Origin of the sequence: Shewanella sp. SM32, assembly GCF_025654235.1 — a bacterium.
In the GTDB taxonomy this organism is placed as follows: Bacteria; Pseudomonadota; Gammaproteobacteria; order Enterobacterales; family Shewanellaceae; genus Shewanella; species Shewanella oncorhynchi.
Map to the genome: position 1 here is coordinate 1 of NZ_JAKKRO010000071.1, position 24,151 is coordinate 24,151.

Sequence of the window (24,151 nt, forward strand, 5' to 3'; positions counted from 1 at the left end):
GGAAGTAAGTCCTTGCGTCTAAGCATTTTCTTTTTGATTAACTTACCCGCTTTATCGACGCCAACAGCATGAAAAACAGACTTTGCGATATCTAAACCGATTGTAGTAATCTTCATAGGTGGACCCGTCCTCTTTCTGATGAGTTTTAGCGACTACATCGTGGCCCATTGCGAGGCCGATTAAAAGTGGATGGGTCCATTCCATTATCCATGGCGATTGCGGTTATTTGCGGACCTAGTGGACTAAGTTAAAAATAACCAACGCAGCATAAAGTGCGTTACCCCGTGGTTAACATCAGCCGCCGGGACGGAACGCCTAGGGCACTTCACTTCCGTGTTGCATCAATTCAAAAGGTAGCCGACATTCTGTCATTGCTGCGCCTTGAATTGAAGCACCCTAGGCGATCTGAAACTCGTATCTTCAGGTAGCTTGGGTATATTTACTGTATGCCTTTAATCCTAAAGCCATTGACTCTATAATCGCCTCTCATTATGACGATTACACCATTAGGACAACCCATGATCCAAAGCATGACAGCCTACGCTCGCATCGAGCACAAAGCACAATGGGGCACTGCCTCCTGGGAAATTCGCTCAGTCAATCAACGTTATCTCGAAACTTACCTACGTTTACCCGAGCAATTCCGCAGCTTCGAACCCGTACTGCGCGACCGCCTTCGTAAACGTTTAAGCCGCGGCAAAGTGGAAGTCAATTTGCGCTACGAGCTGGCAGACAACAGCAATAACGAGCTGCAGTTGAATCAAGCGCTAGCAAAACAGCTATTAGGCGCCGCCACTTGGCTCAAGCAAGAAGCGGGACAAGGCGATGTCAATCTGACCGACATCCTGCGCTGGCCGGGCGTGCTAGCAAGCGGTGAACAAGATATGGATGCGATCGGCGCCGATCTGATGACAGCCTTCGACTCAGCCATAGATCAATTCATCGAAGCCCGTGGTCGTGAAGGCGAAGCCATCAAAGACATGCTGCTAAGCCGCTTAGACGGAGTCAGCGAGCAAATCGCCGTCGTACGCGAGCACATGCCAACGGTGATGCTGTATCAACGCGAAAAGCTCACCAACCGCCTTGCAGAAATCAAAGGTGAACTCGACCCAGCCCGCATCGAGCAAGAAATGGTGCTTCTGGCTCAGAAACAAGATGTCGCCGAAGAAATGGACAGACTCGAAGCCCATGTAGCCGAAGCGCGCCGCATCCTCAAAAAAGGCGGCAGCGAAGGTCGCCGTTTAGATTTTATGATGCAGGAATTCAACCGCGAATCGAACACACTTGCCTCTAAATCCATCAGCACTGAAATCACTTCAGCCGCAGTTGAACTTAAGGTGCTGATTGAGCAAATGCGCGAGCAGATCCAAAACGTCGAATGACATCCACAACCATCCACTCAGTATCATTAATTATTGTTTTTAATCAGTTTTAACATATAAACCGTCTACTAACATCCATCTATACCCACCACCACCCACCACCATATGGTGGGTATATTGGTGGGTATGCTACAATAATCCTGATCGTCAGTGGTGGGTATTATTGGCTTTCATAAAAGCAACCTTAAGGTCATGATGGGGAAAGGATTTATGGGAAACCTGACAGTAAAAGAGATTGAGTCCAAGGCAAAAGGAGAGCCAGGCCGGTATGCAGATGGAAACGGTCTGTATTTTGTTGTCCCAAAACTTGGCGTTCCATATTGGATGCTCCGTTACACGGCGCAATCCAAACGCAAAGAAATGACCTTAGCAAAATATAGTGATATGTCTCTTGCGGATGCGCGTGCAGAAGCTGCTATCAAAATGAAACAGTTTCGCGATGGTCTCGACCCACTCATAGCCAAAAAACGTGCAGAGCAATCTCAAATCAAAACTGTTGATGAGCTTTTTGCTGATTGGCACCTAGGTAACGTCAATCGACTTAAATACGCCAATATTCCAGAACGTATCTATCGCAAGGATATAGCACCGCATATAGGCAGCTTTAATATCGATACTGTTACAGCTAGAGATATCAGAGACATCCTTAAAGCTATCAAAGCGACAAGCCGCCCCGCCATCGCTAACGATGCTCTAATGTACTGTAAGCAACTTTTTAATCACGGCATAAAGCTAGATTTACTTGGTGCAAATCCCGCCAGTGCATTTTCTATATCAGATGCTGGTGGCTTAGAAAAAAGTAAAGACCGCGCTTTAACGCTAGAGGAAGTCACCACGTTTTTTAAAATCGCTAGGGAAAATAGTGACAGCTTTAGCCGTGACAACTACCTAGCCTGTGCACTACTGATTACATTGGGAGTACGCAAGTCTGAATTGGCTGAAGCGCCTTGGAAGGAGTTTAATCTTGATGAGAAGGTGTGGAATCTGTCCAAAGACAGAAGCAAATCAGGAGTGGGTATTGCGATTCCATTGCCTACCATAGTGATGGAATGGCTATATGAGTTAAAAATTAGAGCTTGTGGCTCAGATTATGTCTTTCCAAGCAGACGCTCCAGTAAAAATCCCCATATGGGCCCTGATACGCTAAACCGAGCAATCACTAAACTGTTTGGCCACGAAGCGGGTAAGAAAAAACAACCCCCTAACTTAATGGGTGATATGCCCCACTTCACTGTCCATGATCTTCGTCGTACCTGCCGTACCCTGCTTGCAAAACAAGGTACACTAGGACACGTTGCTGAGCGTTGCCTTAACCACAAACTAAAGGGTGTTGAAGGGATTTATAACCAGCATGATTATTTCGATGAGCGAAGGGAAGCGTTAGAAAAATTGTCGCAATATTTGAAATTGATTATAAACACCTCACGCTGAAATAATAACTATTTAGATCTAGCTCAGTTAAAGGCTTTTTAACTGAGCCAAATCTAAAGTCAACAGTCCGATTCAAATACCATATGAATCGCCACTATTGCACAGGCGTCTCACGACTCAAATTTCGCCTCAATTTAAACCATCATGCAAACATGCAGGTTAAAAGCCTTACCGCTGTCGCTTTGCTCCGGCTGAGAGTAAAGGTCATATTCTGGTGTTGTTGGAAGACCCCGAGAGAATTTAGATTTACTCCTGTGCCTTGTCCTTCCAGACGCCATTCCTCTCAAACACCTATTAAATTGGCCGAGCCGAACCTTGAACTTAGTGCTTTGAGTTGTATTGCTTTTTGATATTCTCCTTCCACGCCTTTTCATAACCTTTTGGCGGTTTGACTTTAGTACCGTTGTAATCACGATACATTGAGTCCTTTTGAAGTATTTTATTAACTAAAACAATTGCTTGACTATCTTTGATTTGAAAGCTAATCAATTCACTATCAACCAGTCTATGAATATCAGCCCTTAACAGAATTCCCAGAGATGGATGATAGATATTTGGGTTTTTTTCATCTTCGAGCTTTCCTACTGGACTGATGTGAGCAGCCTCCATTGCCTCTGCGATCTTGCATCCAGTAATTGGACAGGTATTGCCATAGGCTTCGAGAAGATCAGCTCTAAATTGGGCCTGTAATGATGATGGGCGTTGTTTGGCTTCGCGTACCTTCCGTTTCATGGCGTCGGTAAATTTGGGGAGAGAATATATGTCGCAGATCGCAGGAATGGATAAGACTTTTTCTAGGAGATTGATAAGGGTGTTTCTATCTTTGTAAATGTCTAACAACAATAATTCGTAGTCTGGGCTGATGCCCTTGTCAGATAACGCCTTTACTACCGCTTTTTTCTTGCTGGTAAATCGTAATCTAAAACGATTCTCATCTTTTCCTAGTGATCTATCTCTGTAAATGCCAAACAACGGAGTGATGGGTTTATCGCCATTCGCCATCGATGGCCGAAACATTAGGTACCGGTGCTTCTTATATTGCACGGGATCGGCGATCACCCCATTTTCAAAGATGAGTTCAGCCACTTGATAGATGATATCGAGGGTTTCACGCTCCCAAGGCATCAATTTAATTGATTTACGGCGCTCAAAGCTTTCCTTACACGCAAATTCGAAATCTAACATAACTTATCCTCTCCTTTTAAATCCTTATACATGAGCATTCGACCATCAATTACATCCGCATTTCGACATTAATTTATTAATAAAAATCAATAAGATAGATTGTTGAGAAAGAACAAATAAACGCATCATTCAGGGATTGCACAATGGTTGGTCGGATAGCGGGGGGGAGAGCCTGATGTTGTTTATAGCTCATTTTGCATGATGCTTTAAATGTGTGGCCCAATGTTGCTTCGCCTCTTTCCCGTGCAACAGTTGATACGCATGTTGTCTGTAGTGGTCATCAAAAATTAGCCGAATAGTTCATTAAGTCTAACTGTTAGCATTGTTAGCAAGTAAGTGTACCATTTTGCGATAAAAACGAAATTTGGACTTTCTCCCCCCCATCACAACTAATTTTTTTGTTGGCATCATTCGCTTCATCGGCGGGGCTTCTGCCGATGTCAAAACTAAGGAGAAATGATATGACCAAAAGTAAATCACCGATGACACCAGGTGCAGCCGCACGAATTCAAAGCTCAGTCGCAAAGCAAAATGGCGGAGCAGTTCCTAAAGGTAGCTTTGGTTCAAGGGCACAAAGTTCGGCAGCCAAAAACTCATCAACCAAAGGTGAAAATTAGTATGTCCAAGCATGACGATGATAACCGCAGTCGCCAACTTAATCCGGAAAACGATGCTTATTGGCAAAGTCGCGGCGAAGATGAACGGCCTGACGACTGGCAAGAAAGAGCTGAAGAAGAGTCATAAAACGTTCTGAAAGTTCTATCCTCAGATAGATTGGCTGGTCTCAACCCCAGCCAATCTAACGAACTGTAATTCTAAGTGGTGCTTGTAGTAAAGCTCATAACGACCAACCACATTCAAAAAAGCTTTAATCAGAGGCGAGATATCAGTTAACTCTTTACTTTGAGTAAGTTGTTCACACCAGCTCTTTAAGGACTTATCTATACCAAGCGCCATGTTACCCATCAAAATTAGTTGTGGATTATGACCAGGTCCGATTTCTTGAGTCAGGTTATCTAGAAATCTCTCCAGCGTATCTTGGCTTGGGATATCTTTACCTTTTTTCCATGCTTTTAACGTATTGTAGCAACGATCGGATTCAGATTCGCTAGACGGATTTACAGGGTCACATTTCATAGGAATATACTTCGCCATTTTGCGATGTGACAGCTTTCCATAATTTTTGGATATTACATCTCGAATTTCTTCTAAAAACTCACCAAAACAACTTATCGAAGGTAACTCACCACACTCATTTGATGAAAATCGAGTGATCGCCCTACACAAAAGCCCTTTTTTATTATTAAGTTCTGACGGTGCGGTACCATAAGTAATGATACAGCCGACTTCATAGCTAGCGAACAAATGAAGATAAAAATCAAGATGTAAATAGCAATAGGATTTCATTAGTGAAGCAATAGGCTCTTCCTCCAACAATTTCCCGGCTGCATGTAAAACCAGCCCATTTTCGTAAGCAAGTAATTCTGCTTTTGGAACCAAGGAAAATTGTTCCCAGTATGGTCTCATTAGTCTCATTATCGCTACACTATCTTTTTTATCCACTTCCGCATTTTCAATGATGTAAGTTATTCTCTTTACCATCTCAATATGTGCATCACAGCGCTGTATAATAAAATCAAATTGAACCGAGTATTCACCAGCGAATTCTTGTTGCTGATAAGCCTCACTCGCTCTCATACCCCCTACAAGAGACAACCAATCCCCTGCACTTGAGAGTTCTGCTGCTCCTTTCATAAGTAAAGCTTTGGATAAGGCGTCACCCTTGGAATTAATGGCCTCATACGAAGGCTTCATCCAATTTAAAAATTTTTTAGCTGTGGGATATCCCACTCCCTTACTAAACATTGCGAACCAACCACTTCGACTGAACGGTAGTGGGCGTCCAGATTGTTCTGCAGCAACTTCTAGCGCCTGCCGAAGTGACATACCAACGATGAATTCAATACAGTCGTTTAAGGAGGGGAGGAAAAAGTTATCCTTACCTGAATAATTGAGGCGAAATTTTACTTTTTTTTCTCGCATTTCCTCCGACAACTTTTCAGCATAAGAAAATAGATCTATATCGTCCGCTGATGGTGCTAAACAGCCCTGATCATTGCCAAATTTTTCATGCTCATTTAGAGCATGCTTCGTCATCTTTTTTACTGACGTTTTTTCTGTCATGGTCAATATCTCTATTTTGCGCTCTCAATACCTATCAGAAGACCAATAAAGAGTCTTTGTTTACTCCGTATACACCTGTATGCAACCGAATAGAACTTTATAAAGCTCATCCATATCTAACTAAAAAGTGTCGAGGAAATCAGTGGCGATTCCAAATCAACTCAGCGGTGAACTACTTAATTATCCACCTCTTGAGGGCTTTTTATTTTGGTCTACCTCAGCCATCTGCTAGACGATCTAGTATGTTACAGGTTTGATAAACAGCCTCTTTTACTGAAGACAATGTGGAACACTCTAACTTAAACCAATACAACAGACCTTCCATAAATCCATCCCTTACAAATCCCAACTCAAAAAGCTCATTCTCAATATTTTGTGGCAACGCTTCATATTCACCTAAAGCCTGTTTAAAGGTAAGAGTGAAACTCGCGTCTGTATAGCTGACATCAAGCTCATATAAACCGCCTAAATAGTACAGTCCGGCAAACTCGATGTATGGTCTACTCTCAATACCTCGCACAGGTTCATAGTCCATTATGCTAAATGGTAAGCAATCAAAAAATTCTGTTTTCAATAAATTAAATAGATAAGCGGTTCGGATTTCGCTTTGCTTGTGATTTCTTTGCGACTGGTGCATTAGGATCACCGTATTCTCTTCCATAGTCACAAAGCCTTGACTCGATATTTCAAAGAGAGATGGTGTAGTAATTAGCAAATGCTGCCAATTGTCTTGATCAAACGTCCGTGTTGATACATTTGTGGAGCAGATGCTTTCCAGACTTTGAACCACATTGTCAGTATCAAATATCGGATCATCAAATACTTGTTGTACATAGCTTTGCTTTTGATTCCATTCGTCATCCGCTGTCAACGATAAGCGCAGCAATCTCGACCAAGAAAAATCCCGACGAGCGTTTTTAGCACTCAAAGAACTCAGCAAATTATACGGATTGCCTCCCTTACTGATGAAATAGATACCCTTACAGAGTACTGCTCGCTCCCATGCATAATTCATTTTGTTAGAGCCATCCTTCAGTACATCAAATACTGATTCAGCAGCCTTGGCATAATACAAAAATCGCGACAAAAATTCGTTATCAGAAGGAGGCCACTCCACATCTTGATGTACAGAAAAGTAGTCAACAATGCCAGAAAATTTGAGAACAAACCCAATTTGCCCCTTTAAGTAGGGGTGAAGCTCAAGTTGCAAAATCGATGTCCGCCATTGTGTCGACTTCAAAAGCAAATGTGCCTTTAACTTCTCTTCAAAAACCTGATATTCAGGAAATGCTTTGATATCGATATTGTCACGCAGTAACTCAAGGATTGGTGTTTGGTGGCGCGCTAACTCGTTTAAACTGACGAGAGAGGCATAATATTCTGAGAACGTGTTGAATATTTTCTGCTCTGTTAGATTGAACACAACACGCATCCACTCAACCAGCTCTTGGTCACGTTTACCATTAGCAACCGCACTGTAGAATGCAAAAAAACGCAATTTTTCCGGATAGCTTGTCGAATTGGCGAGTACTTTTTCAAAGGTCTCAACCTCTTGATAGTAATCATTATCGATCAAGTATAGGGTAAGCCCGCCTTGTTTGGAGTTGCCATCACTAAGTAAATCAAGAAGCTCAATTAACTTAATCACCACCACCTGTGACAGCGCGTTTGCACTTTCATACTCTTGCAAACTTAAGCGCTTCACTTTCGCACTTTCAAAAAATGTATATTGAACTTCATCGATATCGATACCACCTCGTAACAATTGCTGCTGCGCGATAAATAACCCGATGAAATTCATCAACTCATCATCGAAAGTATTGTCACCTGAGTAAGTGTTTCGAAATGGCCAAAACACGTCTGCCCACTCATTATCAATTTTGTGAATAAAGTAGTCGTACCCTGAAATCGGTCCAGCCTTATAGGCTAAGCTGTAGTTAAGTGGCCATTCACTGTGAAATGATTGTATTTTTTTCTCTAACTTAGCTTTGAAGTTTTCAAAGGCTGTTAACTGCTTACCACGAGCATTCATCTTGATGTAAAGATCATCAGTCAGTAAAAACTTTTCCAGGTTGAGAAATCTGAAGGTGATTACTGGCGATTCATCGTGTGTCAATCTCAGGTAAAACTCAGGATGCCCCCTGAATTTCAGGTGGATAGCATCCAGCATTGTTAACATTGACTGGATAGTTGGATCCAGACACCAAGACGTAAAAAACCAATGTTGGTCTTTAATGATTGAGGAAACTGCTTGAGGGGATGCACTGTCTTCCATCAATGTGTAATCAAACGAACAGGTTACTAATGCATCGCAAAATTCGCGAGAACTGCTTCTGGTTTCATAGGTGAACCGAGATTGCCGATTATGACTCAGGATAGCATTGAAGGACTCCTGCTCCCCCGCACTAACCGCCAAATACCAGTGCAATAAAAACAACGTGGTGAGTCGTTGCTGACCATCCAGTGGAATAAATTTCGACGATTCAGTAATACTTCCATAAACAAAATCCAGGTCATTAAAAGGCCTGTTAGCGGCTAAGTATTCAAACAGTGCTTGTAAAAAGGATTCTCGTACAACGGCTTCCTTTTGACGTCCCTGCGCGTAATCCCGCTGAATGATGGGAATTTCAATCTTCAAATCAGAGTCGCGAAACAGCTGGACAAAACTCAAGCGCGGCCCCTCGTGCACTAGGTCCAATGGCTCAGTCATTTCTTGCTCCTTGCTCTGGTAAGTAATCGGCCAACACTTGCTTTATTGCGTTTACATAGTCGTTTGCATCGGCTTCATTCCAGTGCGCAAATTCCGTATATGCTTTGCTGTAATATTTTAAAAAGGCATTCTTGGTGCAAATGGGCACAAACACGCCATGACTGTCGCATTCGATAATTCGGGCGCGTTTGATGGGGAAAAGCGCATTTTTGTAGCTTCGATTGGTGCTGGAATCGAGCAAAGCCAAATTGCCAAGATCATCAATCCAATCTACTGGTTGCTGGTGTAGCTTTTCGTTTACTGATTCAAAAAAATCATCAAAGCTGTGTCCGAGAAAATCGTCGTTTTGGAAGCTTTCGACCTCATTCAAAAGTTGACTAATTTGTTTCTCTGCAACCTCTTGAACCGCTTTAGTGGCAGCCTGCGGATGCTGCGGGTTAAGGGTAAGCGATGTGTCAGATTCTACTTTAGGAAGAAAGAATGTCCGTGCACTCGGGTCATTACGTAAAAAATGTGCTAACTCATCAAGCCACTTGGTTCGCTCTTTTCCTTTCGGAACTCTATCGCTTCTGGAACGTATATGCTCAAGGTCCCACTGCTCGTGCGTAAAGCGGTCAAATGGGAAGCGGACATCCGCATTTTTGGTTGACAGTAACGTTTGAATGTTAAACAGCAACAAGAGTTGCCGAATCTCTTTGGGATTATCTTCGTAGGTTAATTCATCGATATTTTTAGGTAGTTTCTCTGCGATAAGGGCTCGTAAAGCTTGCTTAAAATAGCTTTTAGCCAATTGATGGTCCTTTAAATCAGCCACTCTGAAGCCGCTGTGCACCAAAAAGCCTATCAAATGATACAGCTCGCGGTCTTGGTACCAATCTTCAAAAGTTAAAAAGTAGTCTTTGACCTCTTTCCACAGTGCGTCGATGGACTTTCCTTCCACATAAAGGTCGTCTTGGAACTGGCTGAAGGTATAAAAAGGGTCATTGCCGCCGTTATTCCCTTTCATTAAATCAAATACGTATTCGATACGCGTTGGATAGGATTTACCTGAGTCGTTGATAAAATACCAAAACGAGGGTTCTTGTAGGCGTTTCTCTATTGCATCCCATTCGGAGGCAATCTGCAGCTGCTTTAACTTGGCTTCTTCAGATTTAAAGTGAGACTGTTTCAAAAACAATGCCTTAATCAGCTCTGCATTAGTCAGTGGAATTTTCCCAATATTGATACGTGCAAATACATCAATGGCGTAACCTTGGTCAGCACCTTCTCCGCTCAAGTCATACCAAATGACTTTGACAGCAGGTCTCTCTGAAGACTTCTCCAGAAGGATTTTTATAAAGTCATCATGGTCGCTGTAATCTTTGTCGGCAAACCACTCTTTGATAGTCTGAAATGCCTGGTGCATATGAAAAAAATCGATGTTGTCGATCTGGAATTCTTCATGGATATGCTGCAGAAATTGGGGGCAAGTATTGCGTGTTTCGTAGTCTAATGAATAAAGCTGTCTTTTATAACGACGGGCCAAAGTGTCACGAAAATGTTCAATTTCGAAGTAACGCAACAGCAAAAACAGCGTAGTTAGGCGCTGTTGACCATCTACCACCTCCCAGTTGCTCCCTTTCTGAATCACGACTACAGGTTGCAAGCAATAGAAGGCAGATTGACTGGACGCTGGTGTACGGGCGAACTCCCAAATGTCATTTAACAATGCTTCAACCTGCATTGTCGTCCAACGATACCCCCGTTGATAAGCAGGAATTAAGAAAAACTGATCCAACAGTTCATAGATGCTTTTTAAGCACAGATGAGAGTCAATAACTTGATTATCATGCATATGACACGAGTCCTTGTGAAAACTTTTAATAAAACAATTTATCCCTTTCCAGTCATCTCGGCAGAAAACCTAACACATATCAGATAACAACAAAGCCTCTAAAATAGAGGCTTTGTTGTTATCAATTCAAGCTGTCAGCCAATGCTGGCTACCTAATATTTTTTCTGCGATAGAAATTTGCCGCACGGTAAACAACTGCTTTCTGGCATTCCATGAATGTATACCTTCCACTATCTGGTCGGTATTTCTTGCCTGCTCATATTTATTTAGCCAGTGAACCGTTGCAAGAAGCTCCAGCCCTTGTGGCGATTCAAAGCCGTCAACAAGTTGCGATACCTTTTCAAACCGTTCACGGGTGTCCGGATGCTGCACCAGAAAGTTCTGAGCTTCTTCAACTGCACCAGGTACAAGATGAAGTTCTTTGTCAGGCTTATCACCACCGTCTGCATAGCCAGATATGAAGTGCCCTTCAATAGCATTAAGTACATGACGTAGATTCTGCGCATAAGGGCCATAATGCGCCTTTTGATAGTTCAAACGTAACGGCTCTCCAGCTTCCTGCATAAAATACAAAAGCTTATGTACTTCAAGTAATGATACCGTTGGGTCAAGCAAACCTTTCAGGTAACGCTGCATCAACTCTATTAATACCGCTCTGCCTGCCGTCATCTTTGGCACTTCTTTTTGCTTTGATATTCTATCGTTTTGTGGAGCGCCTGATGGTTCATAAAGCAAAACTTGAACATCACTTAATGGTTGCATTGCTGTTTCGATTTTTTCACGTACCACCAGCCAATCTAATCCACCTAAACCTGCTCCTAATGGAGGGATGGCAATAGACTTAATGCCAAGCCTTTGAATATCTTCAACGAGAGCAAGTAAACCTGACTCGATATCCTCAATTCGACTTGCACCTCGCCAATGGCGCTTTGTTGGAAAGTTAACGATAAAGCGAGGATTTGCAAGTTGCCCTGTTTCAAAGATAAACATTTTACCAGGCTGCACATTTTTACTGCTACAAGCTGCCGCGTAAGCTTTAAAGTTATCAGGCCAAGCTTTCTTAAACTGCAAAGCAATACCACGGCCCATAACGCCAACACAGTTAACTGTATTTACGATTGCTTCTGTATCAGCACGTAAAATATCACCATGAGTAATTTCAATCATATTTACGGCCTCCTCAGTAATACCAATTGGGGTTAATTCGAACAGGTGGTCTGTATGCAGCTCTTTGCAACGTATTGACTACCTGCTGGTGAATGATTGGTGATTGTACAACAATTTCCTCCACTAAATGCCAAGGAAAACTATGTTCCATCAAAAACTCAGCTTGCTTGCCTTCTTTGCAACCTTGCCATTGTCTTGCTCCAATCGCTTGCCAATCTAGCTCATTTAGCCGAGCGAGATCATTTCTATCTTCAAAATAGTATGAGCCAGCATTTGAAAGCGTAAATGCCCATCGACGCCTTTGCTGCAGTGCCCATTGAACTGTAGCGTGCAGATCTGCTTGAAGATGGATAATCGGCCCCTGGCCACCTCTGTAAACTAACTCAGCATTGTCAGCTCGATGAATCACGTACAACATGATCGAACGCGGGCAGAAATAAAATGGTACACATTGCCCAACATACAAATCAGGGTAACTATCCAACGTTAGTTCATTGAGACGGCGCTGTTTGATAGTGTTCATGCCTATCGTAGTACCTGCGGCCTGTTGAGCAATTATCTGAGCATCACAAAGCAGCGCATTCGAAGTCAGAATGGAAGCTAAGCGATCGACATGAACAATATGATAAATTTTAGGCTGTGCAGGTACCATTTTTCACCCCATGGCCGTTACAGAATTAGCTAACCGCTTTTCGTGACCAAACGGTGTGGTATAAAAACGTTGTTCAATGCCGTAAAGCTGCTTTGACTCATCGTCATTGGATATTTTAAACTTTTGATTTTTTATCAAACCATAATTTTTGCTCACCACAAAAAACAAATAAGACACTGCGTTCGGAAGTGCTATTGTCCAATCTAAGCAAGCCACATCACTGAAAAAACGATTGAAAAAAAAGCCCAGTGTATATCCTTTTTGGACCAGAAAGATAATCACCAGTAGTAATGTGGCATTGACTGTCAGTACAACTCGAAACGCAATGTTGATCATTTTATCGTTACCTGACCGTTCATTAGCATGGGAAGCAGCCAGTCTCGGAGCTTAACCAATTTTTTATTTTCCAATAACTTGAGCTTTATCTGTTCGAATAATGGATAAGCTTTCTGATGGTAGTCCTGCAATACTTGATCTGATGGTTTCAGAATTCCGATTGTACTAAAGTCACCTTTATTCATATTTGAGAAAGTATTACCAGTCTTAGCGTTTGCTCCCTCAAAGTAACTTTTAATAGCAAAATACAGATAATATTTATTGATGTCGTTGCTACAAACTACAGAGTTAATTTGCTGATTTGTTTGTGCTGGTGTAGTCACAAAACCAACTAAACCAGGGCTAGCTATGCAAGTTACACATATACTATCTTCTGGCAAAAATTTGTTTTTCTGGGTTGCCGCACCACTGTCTGTAAGTGTTTCTTCGGTTGAAACGATATATGTATTACCTCGAATATCACCAATTGTGATAAACGGTACATTACCGCCAAAATACTCAGGATTGTCTTTCGAGGGAGTTTTTCCTGTAACAATATTGGGTTCAATAGAACCTATCGTTGAATCACCCCACTCCTCCGGTATTTCGCGTTTTAGGGTTGGGTTGTAGACCATTTTACCGCCGGTGGTTTTGTAGGGTTTGCCTTGTGGTGAGTCGTCGGGGAAGTCGAACTGTACAAACCAATAGTCGTATAGAATTTTGGCTATAGACTCCAGCTCAGCATTGATGCGGTTATTGAGTTCGATTTTTTTGTCAATGCAACTAGCGGCACTAACAACTTTTCTTTGATGGTCAATGTCAATGTTCGGGAAAGAAATATACTTCAACGCAGATATTGGTAGCTGTGGCTGTGCGCTTCCAGAACCATGAGAAAGGCATTGCTTTTGAAATAAAGAAGACCTAAAAAATAGAAGTATGAAATACGGGTCATATTTCTCTGGATCCGTTCTGACGATAACCATACCAGAGTTAATTCTGATATTTTTGAATGGCGTATCGCTTGTTACTAAGGCGACATTTCCTACGGTGCCTCTTGTGGTGAGCACAATGTCACCCTGCCTAACTTTACCCTTCCTAAGTTTCTTATCTTTTTCTTCATCAATAAACTCAACTCGAGTAAAGTCAAACCCGGTTTTCTTCACATTCCCCGTGTTTAGGAACACGCAATAGCCATTCGCTATTAGTTCAGACTTGCTCGGGTAATTTGTACCTCTGTCCCCGTCGATAAAATCTATTTCACTTTCAGCAAAACTAATGAATTTCGGGTTATTCATACTTCAACCCCGCCAACTGCTTTTTAATCTCAGTTTCCAATTCACGGGACTGGCTAAACAAGCTTTCCAGATTACAGGTAAAGGCCTGCATCTTTTCGGCAAACTGCTCTGGGGTAATATCGACATATTCGATTTTGACATCGAAGTACTGCCCCGCGCTTAATGAGTAATTTTTGGCTTCGATATCGTCATAATCCACCGCAACCGAGAAGTCAGCTTCAGCATCTTTAAAATTAAACACATCGACAATGCGTTGTTCTTCATCAGAACTCAGCACGGTTTTTTGGTTTTTGCCGTCTTTGATTTTCTCACCCAGATTGGAAGCGTCAATCAGCACCACCTTTCCTTTATTGCTGGCGTCAATAAATAGAATGGACACGTTAGTGCCTGTGGTGGCGAAGATATTGGATGGCATAGATACCACTCCCGCGAGCATTTTGTTTTTCACTAAATGTTCACGGATTTTTTTGTCAATACCTGATTGGGCGGTAATAAAGCCTGTTGGTACGACTACAGCCGCTTTTCCGTTTGGCTTCAGAGAAGCAATGATGTGTTGTAAAAACAGCGAGTAGATCGCCATTTTGTCTTTATCCTTTGGTGGAGTCTTGGGTATACCCGCAAAGAAACGTTCATTGTTTGCTTTGCTGTCTAGTTCCTCCCTATAGTCGCTGAAATCGAGCTTAAATGGAGGGTTCGAGACAATATAGTCAAAGCGTTTTAGCGCTTTGCCATCTTTAGTACTCTCTACATGGTAAGGATGCTGAATGGTGTTACCTTGGATCACATTCGGAATAGAATGCACCAAGTTATTTAAGATCAAGTTTAAACGCAGCAGGTTGGATGACTTTTGCGAAATATCTTGGGTGTAAATGCTACAGCGGTTTTCACCAATGGCATGGGCCACGTTCATAAGCAAAGTACCTGATCCCGCCGATGGGTCGTAACAGACAACATTTCGTACTGTGCCTCGCTCAGCTTGTGGCACTAAAATTTCCGCCATAATGCGTGCTACCGCATGGGGAGTGAAATATTCGGCGTATTTACCGCCGGCGTTGCTGTTGTAGTCTTTGATCAAGTATTCAAAGATGGTGGCGTAGAAGTCGAATTTTTGGGTGAAGATACGCTCAAAGCTGAATTCCACCAGTTTATTGATAATCGCACGGCAGAATGCATCGCGCTTTGAATCATCAGCAATGTATTGGCTGATACGGTCGAACAGCACCACTTTTGCGCCGCCATCGGTTTTTACTGCGAACACCTCGTTATTGGTGATGGCAATGTCGATAAGGGTATCGTCAAACAGTTTGGCAAAGTCGGGCGCGTTTTGTTGGCTAAACAAGTAGCTAATAAAGTGCTGTGGCTTTAGCCGTGCGGTGTCGCCGCCCATTTGCAGTTGCAGCATGTCGAGGTCGTCTTCGCTCATGGCCGCTAGCGCTTCTTCCCACTTGTCGGCTTTGGCGATGGTGTCGTCGAGCTTTTTGGCTTCAAAGGCAAACTTGTCGTTTAAAAACTTGTACAAGAAGATTTGGGTAATGATTTTAAATTCGTTACCGTCGTTACCTAACCCATAGTTAGCACAAATGCTTTTTAAGCTATCAATGAGGGTTTTGGTTTTTTGCTGAAATTCTAATTCAACCATGGTGTTTCTATTTCCTAATGGGTGTAACCGGCGCTATTTGTCAGTAGCGACTAAGCAAGCATTACCACGCTTGGCTGCCAGTATTAAATTCTTTTAAATATTCCGCGACGACGAGGTGATTTATGTAACGCGAGGCGTCGGCGTTGAGTTTGATTTGCTGCTCTTTCATAAAGCGACCAATCACCAGCGGCATCATTTGGCGTTCAAAGTAACTTTCGTTATCCAGCACTTGGCTGTTGTTGAGCACTTGCTCGTCGGCGTCTTGCTTTACGCCCGCCAGTGCCTCAAAAATTTTACGCTCTGACTCGCTGATGTCGCTTTGGCTTTGCTGGCGCTCTTGCAAGCGTTTGTGAATACGGGTGTATTTGGCATCGCCTAGGTACTTTTGCTTTAGCTGGTTGTTTTGGCGGTTAAGCTCTTTGACGCGGTCGTGAATTTTATTCAGCGCGTCGATATTGGCATTCATTTCATCTTGGGTCACTTCACTTAAGTTTTTCTTTTTAAACAGCCGCTCTAGCTCTTCTTTTAAGCTGACAAACTGCGGGTCCTGCTGGTCAAAATTGCTGGCTAATGCTTCGCGAGTTTGACGCAGGGTGTTTTTGAGCTTGTCGGCCAATACCAGCTCTTCTTCGCCGATTTTGGTGAATGTAAAAATTACATCCTCTAGAGCTCTATTGAGCAAGTTACCAATGTCAGCGCCATCTTGTATTGAGTTGGCAAGGTTCAGCATATCTAGTCTATCGCTGGTAACTCGAAATAGCACATTGAGCTTGGCAAAATCTAGCTCCGCCAAACTCTCATAATCGCCTTGTAAGCGGATGAGATTATACAGGCTACGGGCGTCGGCTAGGGCTTTTTTTAATGCCAAGACGGTATCACGATCCTGAATTTGGCTGATCTGGTTGCAAAACTCTTCCATGTTGTCGGTATCAAAACGAAACAGTACGTCCTTGATGTGCTCAATTTCTTGCTTGATCTCTTCCTGCGATTTAAACAGCTGTGAGTAGTGCTCCATCTCATCGCCAAGCTCCGACTGTAGTTCGTCGAAATAGGCTTTGTTGGTGGCATCGAACTCTTTACTGATGTCAGCAAAATCGACTACATAGCCGTAACGGAAATCTTTGTAAGTGCGGTTTACCCGCGTCAGTGCTTGCAGCAAGTTGTGTTTGCGGATCACCCGACCAAGATAGAGCTTTTTCAGGCGTTTGGCATCAAAGCCGGTGAGTAGCATGTTGTACACAAACAAGAAGTCGATTTTGCCTGCCTTAAAATCTTCTACCCAGTTTTTGCGCTCTTCTTTGCTGCCGATATCGTGCAGGATCAATGCGGCATTTTTTACCTTTTGCGCTTGTTTAACCGATTCGACATAAGCCGTTGGCGCAGGCTCGGCGACTTCTAATGGTGTATTAACGCTTTGCGGTAAAACAGGTGTTTGGGCATACACTGCATTGAAAATCTCAAACATTTGCTTGGCTTGGTCTGAGCTATCGCAAATGACCATGCCGCCAATCGTTGCATCGTTTAGTGCACTACGACTCTTTTCAAAGTCGGTCACAATGTAAGTCAGCATGGGCTCAACAAAGCTTGGGTGTGCATAGATTTTTTTACGATCGACATCGCCCATTTTCACTTCGGCTTCTTCTAGGGCTTTTTGCAGTTCGATTTTGTATTGGGTGCTGATTTCTTCACGAATTAAGCGCAAGGTATAGCCGTCGGCAATGGATGCGTTGTAGTAGTACTTGTGAATGTAATCACCAAACAAAGCGCGGGAGTTGTAGTCATCCCCCAATAACGGCGTACCGGTTAAGCCGATTTTAATGGCGTTGGTGTCTGACTGACTTAAATTGGCTAAGAAGCTACCTTTGGGGTTGTAGCTGCGGTGCACTTCGTCCAAAAAGTACACTCGCTGAATCGCAACGTTGTAGTCTTTGGTGCTAACTACATCAGGATCATCTTCAAATTTTTGGATATTCACTACTGTGATTTCTGGCTTACCAGAATGATTGTGGATGACTTGCGTCGCTTTGATATCGCGTGCAAATTCTTCCCGTGAATTCACTGTATATACCGTAAGACCGCGAGCTGTAAATTCACGTAGTGCTTGTTGTAACAAGTCTAACCTATCGACGATAAAGTAAAACTTAGGGATCACCTGTTGGCGTTGGAAGTAGTCAGTTAAAAATCGCACGTTGTAAAATGTGAGTGCAGTTTTCCCACTGCCCTGGGTGTGCCAAATAATGCCTTTTTTAACACCTGTGTTGAGCTTATCTTCAATCGCTTTGGTGGCAAACAACTGCGGGTAACGCATAATGTGCTTTTGTAAACCGTCGGACTCAGACACATACGTCAGTGCATAGCGAAGAATAAAGGCTAAGCGATCACGACTGACCAAAGAACTACAGATACGATTGGTTGGACGTTCGGGCTGTTTGTTCGTTTGAAATTCAGGATTACTGCGGATCACTTCTAGGTTATTGTCTTTTAATACTCTTAGCTCATCTTCATCCGATATAGGCTTCAATAATGCAGTGAGGTTTAACACCTCTTCTTCGCGGAAGTAATTGAATACAGGTTTGTGGTATGAACTGCTAGCGTAAAAGGCTCCTTGTATAGGTTCTGGTTCGCCCTCATCGTACTCCATGTTATTGGAGAAAATCATAAACTGGGTGATATTGGCAAAGCGCTTAAACTTAGAGTTCTGAAAGCGTTTATTGATACGGTCTCGTTCAGCCAAAATCCCCTCTCGGTTATTCGGCTTTTTCACCTCAATAAATACCAACGGCATACCGTTAATCAACAAAGTAATATCTGGGCGAAACTCTTCATCACCGTTCTTACAAGTCAGTTCTGTGACCACATGGAAACTATTGTTATTGAAGTTCTCAAAATCGATAAGCTTGATATTTGAACGCTCTGAAAGGCGCTCGAAAAAGGCGCGACCTAAATCTTCGTTATCCAGTAGCAACTTAGCATCGTTGAGCAGACGTCTTGCTTCGTCTTCTTCGATGCCTTGGTTTATCTTGGAAATTGCTTTTTTAAATAACTCGGGAAAGATGTTGGTATCCAGGTCCCAAGAGTGATCTTTTAGCGATAAGTACTGATAACCCAGGCGCATAAGGTGAAGTATGGTAGGGATTTTAACGCGAGAATCTTCATTGAACACTGGACAATCCTTGTTTGTAAGTAATCAGACGGGCCTAGTATAACTCCTTAATTTTACAGAGTCTTGTCTGTACCTCGATTACTGTGAACCAGTTAATTGTGTTAATTAACAGCTTTAGTTTTTCTTTTGGCTAGTACTAATTTTTGAAGATCATAACAACCTGTTGGATTGCGTTAAAAAGTCTCCTTCTAATCCAGTGAGATAGCCTCCACCCCTTGTGTTGATCATCAGGGCGACAAGACAAGCGCATGCCGGTGAGGGCGATACGCTTGTCTATACGTCAGTTATTGCCCTGTTTGAATAGTCGTTGCCATTCCAGTGCTTAATGCATCGGGGCAGTTAGGCTGGTAGTGTTCTAGCAATATTAACTGAGCAAGTTCTGTAAGCTCTGAATATTGTCCTTACCCTAGCTTCTTTTCGGTGGTTCCCTTAGTTTAGTTAGGTTGTTTTTAGTTATTGCTCATAGGCTTACTTATAGAGGGATTCAGCCAAGAAAAAGCATTTCAATCTAGTAATGGAGGACACTCTTAGCCTTTGAAGGCTGTAGGCTGTAGGCTGTAAGCTGTAAGCTGTAAGCTGTAAGCTGTAAGCTGTAAGGGATATTCTGAAGTTCATTAATGTGCAGTAAAACGGATATTGATATGGGCTTAAACGGTTCCACTTTGAGCATCACGCTCCTCTATCCTTGTTAAAATCCAGTCTTGCACCTCACTCTCAACCCAAGCGGCAGCTCGACTACCGAGTGACACAGGTCTGGGAAATGTTCCTTCTGCGATGTACTTGTAGATAGTGGAACGCGCTAGTCCTGTGTAATCCATAACTTTTGTAAGGCGAATTAGTTTCATGATGAGTTTCTCGGTTATTGTCTCATCACATATGTCCTTCTAGTAATTTTTAACTTTTTCTCTATTTCCAAATCTTTTCAGATATATATCACTTCTGTGCATAAGCCCATTAACGCTTTCAAGGAGCCTGATATGTCAACAAAAGCGATGCCCTCCCAATCCGTAAAATCCCCATTGCTAAACCAACCGATCAACCATTGGCCGCAAACTGCCGATGAGGTTCTTGCCTCTGCCGCCAATATCATTGCCGAGCGTTATGTTAAGAAGGACGCCTATACCAATCCACAGGCCACTAAGGATTTTTTAACTTACAAACTCGGCGGTTATGAGCGGGAGGTGTTTGCGGTGATGCTGCTGGATAACCAGCATCAATTACTTGAATTTAAAGAGTTGTTCTTTGGCACCTTAGATGCCGCCAGCGTCTATCCCCGAGAAGTAGTTAAAGCTGTGTTGGCCGTTAATGCGGCGGCGGTCATCTTTGCCCACAACCATCCCTCCGGCGAGTCTGAACCTTCGGCTGCAGATAAAAACATCACTAAACGGTTAACCGACGCACTGGGACTTATTGATGTGCGAGTGCTTGACCATATTGTGGTTGGCCGTACGCCAGTGTCCTTTGCTGAGCGAGGCTTACTCTAGCCCCGCATTCAAGCTGCTTTTTATCACTCCCAATTAAGGAGTCCAACATGATTGAATTTACCGACAGCTTTTCGCAGGCCTGCGTTGCTGAGGCCTGCGCCGCTTTTCCTGAACTACGTAACCGTTTGGCGGTTGAACTGATTTTGCCAATGTTTGTACGCCCACTTAATGCCATGGGCCAAGTGATTGGTAAGCCGTTAGTTGCGCCCCATAGTCAATTATACAAAACCGTGCTGTTTGTCTTCCCTAGCGACGTTATCGAACACCTACCCAAGGAGATTACTTTTTGCCGCTATGTTTGCCCTTGTGACACTTATGGTGTGCCTATGGGTGAATGGCAACGGGTGATCAACGGCGTGTACTTTAACCATGGCAGCAATGAGCAACCCAATTGGAGTGTACATACCTAATTTTGCAAACCGTTACCTAAACGTCATCCACTCCATTAACCACTTGTATTTACCACTGCTTTAGCTCGCCAGCTAACAAGCAACCCACTCCCTAAAGTTCTTTTCAACCATTGAGGTCAATATGACAACTCTTAAACTTTTCGATATTGAGCACGCCTGAGGTCTACCTCGTAAGGTGTCTCCTCGCTTTGGTGCGAGGCTGATTTTACGTGGTCTGCATTTGGATTTCCTCAATGACCGAGCTAGCTTTGTCGGTGAGTTTCCACCTGAAGTACGCGAACGCTTCAATCACGCTTTCCCGAAATTGGTTAAACAACTTGAGCGTCTCATCGTCACCGGTGAGATAGATGCCAGAGAGCAGCACAGCGTCACCATTGAGTACGATGACTTTACCTGTGAGGCCGATACCTTAGGCAGCCATGGTTATTTGTATATTGCTGTCTATCAATCCGCAGACAAACCACTACCCGCATTAACACTCGCCCCTTCGATAACCTTGTAACACCAAAGCGCATCCTGATACCTCATCACGCTCCATCAGACTCGTTTCACTCAATCTTTACCCCACCAGCAAACATAGCAAGAGCCCAGGAGTTGTAGCTCCTAGGCTCTTGCGTGTGCGCGTAAATCAAAGAAGGAATATCCCATGAAGTTAATCATTAACCGTAACCAACTGCCAACGATGCCTAATCGCTTTTACCAAGTCATTGAAAAGGAACTGGCTAACGTCGATCCAAAAGATGCCAATGCGATCACGCTCAATTTTAGAGATCCAGATTACAGCGCCGAAGATGGTGGCTTTCATCCCGTCGAAGTCCGGCTTGAGAAACAGCAAGAATATTGGCGTTTAGTGTACGTCACTGATTTTGCCTATCGCGGTCATCCCTTCCCCGAGCTCGTCAAAGACATCGATATCTGCTTTAACAGCAAACAGGTCTATAGCTTGTTTAGTGGCTGGATTGGCGAGCGGGAATGCAGAGCATTAATCGATTTATTTACCCAAAACTTTGCCGCTTATTTCGATATGGGAGTTTACAAGGTGAAGGTCAGTTTGGATTAACACTCTTAGCCAAATGAAGTTCCCAGAATCCTAAAATGGGAACACTCAAACCCTTGCCCCATAAGGCTTTGCGCAACGCAAGAGCCCAAAAACACGCTATAGCAAAAAAGAGGAACATGACCATGCCTGAAGTTCAAGCCGTTAAAGATCAAGACACCGTTAAGCTTATCAGCTACCTACTGGAAAGACAGTTTAGCCAGCAACTGGCCGATGTGTGGAATATCGGCCTTAATCTCGCCCTGCGGATCTCCGACTTACTGTCGATTAAGTTCAGCGATATCCAGGGCGATAGACTCATCATTAAGGAGTCCAAAACCGGCAAAATCGCCAACATCAAACTCAACTCAAAAACGCTAGAACGGATACAGCGTATTGCGCTCGAACATCCTAACCATATCTACCTGTTTCAGTCCTACCGTAATCAAAGAGCGAAGAACATCAAACCCGCGCCTTTGTCACGCCGCTATATTTGCCGCGCCCTGGCGATGATTGGCGAAGAACTCAAAATCGCCTTAGGCACCCACTCAATGCGCAAGACCCGAGGCTATCTGCTGTATCAACAAACCAAAGATATTGGCCGAGTAATGAAGATGCTCAGGCATAGCGCCGAAGAAACCACCCTGCGGTATATCGGTATTGAGCAAGACGATATCGATAAGGACTTTGTCGAGCTAGAAATCTAACCCGCGCTTATCACTACTGGATAGCGCCTCATTTAAAATCCTCACACAGCCAACGGACTATCAACGCGAACACCTGCAACTAACCTCAGTCTGCATGGCGAAATAGCACGTCGCAATGATAGAACCTTGGCTAAGGAAACATTCATGCAAGTATTACAACCTGGCGATCATCTCGTCACCAATATCGATCCTCTTGGTTTAACCGAACACCATGGCCTCTATGTGGGCCATGGCAATGTGATTCACTTATCTAAGCAGGGCATCATCGAAGAAATAGATCTGCAGCGATTTGCTGGTGGCCATTGTGTCAGAGTGAAAAAGTCCACGCTGTTTCCTCATCAAGCCATTGAGCTTGCACGCAGTCAACTGGGTTATACCTCATACGGCGTTGCCACCAACAATTGTGAGCAGTTCGTCAACGAATGCTTAGAAGGGAGCAGCAGCTCCAATCAAGTCAGTAATCTCACTCACGTTGCCCTGCAAGGCTCTGCTAGAGCAGGCTTACTGGGGAGCACCGCGTCGAAGCTGGCCACGGGAACCGTCGCAAACGTCGTGCTAGCCTCTACCGCAGTAAAAATGACTGGCGAATACCTAGGGCTACCCGACAACCTCAACACGCTCCTAGGGACGCCAGGGGATCTTGTTGCTAAGCCTGCAGAATGCTTACTAAAAGGCACTGCGCAAAACCTCAGTGACAGTTACGATTGCTTAAGCCAAGGAGAAATAACTGATGCTGGGATCAAGCTTGTCACCGGCAGTGTAGAAACTGGCTTAAACACGGTTTTGACAGCAGCTGAGGTAGGGGTTAATGGGATAAAAGCTGGCGCTGAGCTGATATCCAATGCATGGCATTGGCTAAGGTCATAAGTATTGAAGTCAACTCTTTAACAACGAAGCGGCCCTCAAGCCGCTATCGTTGACACACTTAAGGACCTATAAAGATCGAGTCTCACAGGTAAGCACCTTTATTTTTTAGCTCAAACCTTAAGACGCTAATCACTCTGTCACCACGCTTAAATACGACTGCAACCGAATGAACGTGTTCTATCACCATAATGCTTCGTCTCTAGCTTTGCAAAATAGCTCAAGCGGAAGAAAGCGCTCGCAAAGGTTTGAGGATAATTGTTGGCATTACGGTTGAGATAGTAAACTGGCGTATCCTCAGGGAAATGGACTAAATGCCGCGTACTGAAATCATCGAGCCCTAAAGCACTGGCCCAGGCTTCAACAATCTTAGTACTCAGGTTTTGACCACTTCGATTGTAATTACCGAGATGGTTATAGGCATCGTTATTGAGGAAGATAGCAATATGGTAATGGTCTGTATCGGCATCAGCTCGCTCCCTTGCCCAAATATAACGCAGAGTACAAGGATGCACCCGCTTACCCTCACGGCCCTTGATAAGCCTATCATTCTGGATTTTAGCGTTCAGAGATTTAAAGAACTTGCTGATCACCATTGAATCATAAACCGTTGGTGAGTCGCGAAAATTGAGCTGTGGTAGATGCAAATCAAACCGCACCATAAAGGTACGAGGGTGCTCATTCAGAGCTGCC

At 43.5% G+C, this 24,151-nt stretch carries 21 protein-coding genes and 2 pseudogenes; 10 read left to right on the top strand and 13 right to left on the bottom strand.

What is annotated here, in order from left to right; all coding sequences use genetic code 11:
* Positions 1-116 (bottom strand): annotated as a pseudogene (locus tag L5M10_RS20505) (IS110 family transposase); the annotation flags it as partial.
* 402 nt (positions 117-518) lie between these two features.
* On the opposite strand from L5M10_RS20505, the gene L5M10_RS20510 reads away from it, so the two are divergent.
* Positions 519-1,382: a YicC/YloC family endoribonuclease gene (locus tag L5M10_RS20510; protein ID WP_006086670.1), complete on the top strand. Its 864-nt coding sequence runs from the start codon at positions 519-521 to the stop codon at positions 1,380-1,382.
* A 210-nt stretch (positions 1,383-1,592) separates the two neighbouring features.
* Positions 1,593-2,813 carry a tyrosine-type recombinase/integrase gene (locus L5M10_RS20515; RefSeq protein WP_263255799.1) on the top strand — a complete coding sequence of 407 codons (1,221 nt, stop codon included), beginning with the start codon at positions 1,593-1,595 and terminating at the stop codon, positions 2,811-2,813.
* A 321-nt stretch (positions 2,814-3,134) separates the two neighbouring features.
* On the opposite strand, the gene L5M10_RS20520 is transcribed toward L5M10_RS20515, so the two are convergent.
* The gene (locus L5M10_RS20520) at positions 3,135-3,998 is read right to left on the bottom strand and encodes an HNH endonuclease signature motif containing protein (RefSeq protein WP_259523126.1); all 864 of its coding nucleotides are present in this window, start codon (positions 3,996-3,998) and stop codon (positions 3,135-3,137) included.
* Positions 3,999-4,459: 461 nt separating this feature from the next.
* Between L5M10_RS20520 and L5M10_RS20525 the strand changes: the two genes are divergently transcribed.
* Together L5M10_RS20525 and L5M10_RS20530 are read left to right on the top strand one after the other, a co-directional pair.
* Positions 4,460-4,615 carry a hypothetical protein gene (locus L5M10_RS20525; RefSeq protein WP_259523127.1) on the top strand — a complete coding sequence of 52 codons (156 nt, stop codon included), beginning with the start codon at positions 4,460-4,462 and terminating at the stop codon, positions 4,613-4,615.
* A 1-nt stretch (position 4,616) separates the two neighbouring features.
* Positions 4,617-4,742, top strand: a complete 126-nt coding sequence (locus L5M10_RS20530) for a hypothetical protein (protein WP_259523128.1) — start codon at positions 4,617-4,619, stop codon at positions 4,740-4,742.
* 21 nt (positions 4,743-4,763) lie between these two features.
* Here L5M10_RS20530 and L5M10_RS20535 read toward each other — a convergent pair whose 3' ends face one another.
* The 10 genes from L5M10_RS20535 to L5M10_RS20580 form a co-directional block, all read right to left on the bottom strand.
* Positions 4,764-6,182: a hypothetical protein gene (locus L5M10_RS20535; protein WP_263255801.1), complete on the bottom strand. Its 1,419-nt coding sequence runs from the start codon at positions 6,180-6,182 to the stop codon at positions 4,764-4,766.
* Positions 6,183-6,399: 217 nt separating this feature from the next.
* Positions 6,400-8,892, bottom strand: coding sequence for a DUF262 domain-containing protein (locus L5M10_RS20540; RefSeq protein ID WP_263255802.1), 2,493 nt, complete (start codon positions 8,890-8,892; stop codon positions 6,400-6,402).
* Positions 8,885-10,726, bottom strand: coding sequence for a DUF262 domain-containing HNH endonuclease family protein (locus L5M10_RS20545; RefSeq protein ID WP_263255803.1), 1,842 nt, complete (start codon positions 10,724-10,726; stop codon positions 8,885-8,887). Before L5M10_RS20545 ends, L5M10_RS20540 begins: the two co-directional genes overlap by 8 nt.
* A 126-nt stretch (positions 10,727-10,852) precedes the next feature.
* The gene (locus L5M10_RS20550; RefSeq protein ID WP_263255804.1) at positions 10,853-11,893 is read right to left on the bottom strand and encodes a macro domain-containing protein; all 1,041 of its coding nucleotides are present in this window, start codon (positions 11,891-11,893) and stop codon (positions 10,853-10,855) included.
* A gap of 13 nt (positions 11,894-11,906) precedes the next feature.
* On the bottom strand, positions 11,907-12,545 hold the full coding sequence (locus tag L5M10_RS20555) for a DUF4433 domain-containing protein (RefSeq protein ID WP_263255805.1): 639 nt from the start codon (positions 12,543-12,545) through the stop codon (positions 11,907-11,909).
* A 3-nt stretch (positions 12,546-12,548) separates the two neighbouring features.
* A complete protein-coding gene (locus L5M10_RS20560) occupies positions 12,549-12,881 on the bottom strand; it encodes a hypothetical protein (RefSeq protein ID WP_263237500.1) in 333 nt (110 codons plus the stop codon).
* Positions 12,878-14,155: a restriction endonuclease subunit S gene (locus tag L5M10_RS20565; RefSeq protein WP_263255806.1), complete on the bottom strand. Its 1,278-nt coding sequence runs from the start codon at positions 14,153-14,155 to the stop codon at positions 12,878-12,880. The genes L5M10_RS20560 and L5M10_RS20565 overlap by 4 nt, the downstream gene beginning before the upstream one ends.
* Positions 14,148-15,794 carry a class I SAM-dependent DNA methyltransferase gene (locus L5M10_RS20570; RefSeq protein WP_263255807.1) on the bottom strand — a complete coding sequence of 549 codons (1,647 nt, stop codon included), beginning with the start codon at positions 15,792-15,794 and terminating at the stop codon, positions 14,148-14,150. The genes L5M10_RS20565 and L5M10_RS20570 overlap by 8 nt, the downstream gene beginning before the upstream one ends.
* Positions 15,795-15,855: 61 nt before the next feature.
* The gene (locus tag L5M10_RS20575) at positions 15,856-18,957 is read right to left on the bottom strand and encodes a type I restriction endonuclease subunit R (RefSeq protein WP_263255808.1); all 3,102 of its coding nucleotides are present in this window, start codon (positions 18,955-18,957) and stop codon (positions 15,856-15,858) included.
* Between the two features lie 647 nt (positions 18,958-19,604).
* Positions 19,605-19,802 (bottom strand): helix-turn-helix transcriptional regulator, encoded by a 198-nt coding sequence (locus L5M10_RS20580; RefSeq protein WP_259566499.1) that lies wholly within the window; start codon positions 19,800-19,802, stop codon positions 19,605-19,607.
* Between the two features lie 132 nt (positions 19,803-19,934).
* Here L5M10_RS20580 and radC point away from each other — a divergent pair, with 132 nt between their 5' ends.
* The 6 genes and pseudogenes from radC (at position 19,935) to L5M10_RS20610 (ending at position 23,461) form a co-directional block, all read left to right on the top strand.
* Complete coding sequence (radC, locus tag L5M10_RS20585; protein WP_263255809.1) at positions 19,935-20,441, top strand: RadC family protein; 507 nt, start codon at positions 19,935-19,937, stop codon at positions 20,439-20,441.
* Between the two features lie 47 nt (positions 20,442-20,488).
* Positions 20,489-20,851: a hypothetical protein gene (locus L5M10_RS20590; protein ID WP_263182056.1), complete on the top strand. Its 363-nt coding sequence runs from the start codon at positions 20,489-20,491 to the stop codon at positions 20,849-20,851.
* 172 nt (positions 20,852-21,023) lie between these two features.
* A pseudogene (locus tag L5M10_RS20595) lies at positions 21,024-21,353 on the top strand (type IV toxin-antitoxin system YeeU family antitoxin); the annotation flags it as partial.
* A gap of 144 nt (positions 21,354-21,497) precedes the next feature.
* Positions 21,498-21,911, top strand: a complete 414-nt coding sequence (locus L5M10_RS20600) for a DUF2787 domain-containing protein (protein ID WP_263255811.1) — start codon at positions 21,498-21,500, stop codon at positions 21,909-21,911.
* Positions 21,912-22,033: 122 nt separating this feature from the next.
* The gene (locus tag L5M10_RS20605; protein WP_263255812.1) at positions 22,034-22,594 is read left to right on the top strand and encodes a tyrosine-type recombinase/integrase; all 561 of its coding nucleotides are present in this window, start codon (positions 22,034-22,036) and stop codon (positions 22,592-22,594) included.
* Between the two features lie 144 nt (positions 22,595-22,738).
* Positions 22,739-23,461 (top strand): lecithin retinol acyltransferase family protein, encoded by a 723-nt coding sequence (locus L5M10_RS20610; protein ID WP_263255813.1) that lies wholly within the window; start codon positions 22,739-22,741, stop codon positions 23,459-23,461.
* Between the two features lie 146 nt (positions 23,462-23,607).
* Here L5M10_RS20610 and L5M10_RS20615 read toward each other — a convergent pair.
* On the bottom strand, positions 23,608-24,151 hold a 544-nt coding region (locus L5M10_RS20615; RefSeq protein WP_263255814.1), incomplete at its 5' end, for an inovirus Gp2 family protein.

What these genes read in the sequence shown, in the direction of transcription:
- L5M10_RS20510 (WP_006086670.1), top strand. Translation starts at nt 519, where the DNA reads ATGATCCAAAGCATGACAGCCTACGCTCGCATCGAGCACAAAGCACAA.
- L5M10_RS20515 (WP_263255799.1), top strand. Translation starts at nt 1,593, where the DNA reads ATGGGAAACCTGACAGTAAAAGAGATTGAGTCCAAGGCAAAAGGAGAG.
- L5M10_RS20520 (WP_259523126.1), bottom strand. Translation starts at nt 3,998, where the DNA reads ATGTTAGATTTCGAATTTGCGTGTAAGGAAAGCTTTGAGCGCCGTAAA.
- L5M10_RS20525 (WP_259523127.1), top strand. Translation starts at nt 4,460, where the DNA reads ATGACCAAAAGTAAATCACCGATGACACCAGGTGCAGCCGCACGAATT.
- L5M10_RS20530 (WP_259523128.1), top strand. Translation starts at nt 4,617, where the DNA reads ATGTCCAAGCATGACGATGATAACCGCAGTCGCCAACTTAATCCGGAA.
- L5M10_RS20535 (WP_263255801.1), bottom strand. Translation starts at nt 6,182, where the DNA reads ATGACAGAAAAAACGTCAGTAAAAAAGATGACGAAGCATGCTCTAAAT.
- L5M10_RS20540 (WP_263255802.1), bottom strand. Translation starts at nt 8,892, where the DNA reads ATGACTGAGCCATTGGACCTAGTGCACGAGGGGCCGCGCTTGAGTTTT.
- L5M10_RS20545 (WP_263255803.1), bottom strand. Translation starts at nt 10,726, where the DNA reads ATGCATGATAATCAAGTTATTGACTCTCATCTGTGCTTAAAAAGCATC.
- L5M10_RS20550 (WP_263255804.1), bottom strand. Translation starts at nt 11,893, where the DNA reads ATGATTGAAATTACTCATGGTGATATTTTACGTGCTGATACAGAAGCA.
- L5M10_RS20555 (WP_263255805.1), bottom strand. Translation starts at nt 12,545, where the DNA reads ATGGTACCTGCACAGCCTAAAATTTATCATATTGTTCATGTCGATCGC.
- L5M10_RS20560 (WP_263237500.1), bottom strand. Translation starts at nt 12,881, where the DNA reads ATGATCAACATTGCGTTTCGAGTTGTACTGACAGTCAATGCCACATTA.
- L5M10_RS20565 (WP_263255806.1), bottom strand. Translation starts at nt 14,155, where the DNA reads ATGAATAACCCGAAATTCATTAGTTTTGCTGAAAGTGAAATAGATTTT.
- L5M10_RS20570 (WP_263255807.1), bottom strand. Translation starts at nt 15,794, where the DNA reads ATGGTTGAATTAGAATTTCAGCAAAAAACCAAAACCCTCATTGATAGC.
- L5M10_RS20580 (WP_259566499.1), bottom strand. Translation starts at nt 19,802, where the DNA reads ATGAAACTAATTCGCCTTACAAAAGTTATGGATTACACAGGACTAGCG.
- radC (WP_263255809.1), top strand. Translation starts at nt 19,935, where the DNA reads ATGTCAACAAAAGCGATGCCCTCCCAATCCGTAAAATCCCCATTGCTA.
- L5M10_RS20590 (WP_263182056.1), top strand. Translation starts at nt 20,489, where the DNA reads ATGATTGAATTTACCGACAGCTTTTCGCAGGCCTGCGTTGCTGAGGCC.
- L5M10_RS20600 (WP_263255811.1), top strand. Translation starts at nt 21,498, where the DNA reads ATGAAGTTAATCATTAACCGTAACCAACTGCCAACGATGCCTAATCGC.
- L5M10_RS20605 (WP_263255812.1), top strand. Translation starts at nt 22,034, where the DNA reads ATGCCTGAAGTTCAAGCCGTTAAAGATCAAGACACCGTTAAGCTTATC.
- L5M10_RS20610 (WP_263255813.1), top strand. Translation starts at nt 22,739, where the DNA reads ATGCAAGTATTACAACCTGGCGATCATCTCGTCACCAATATCGATCCT.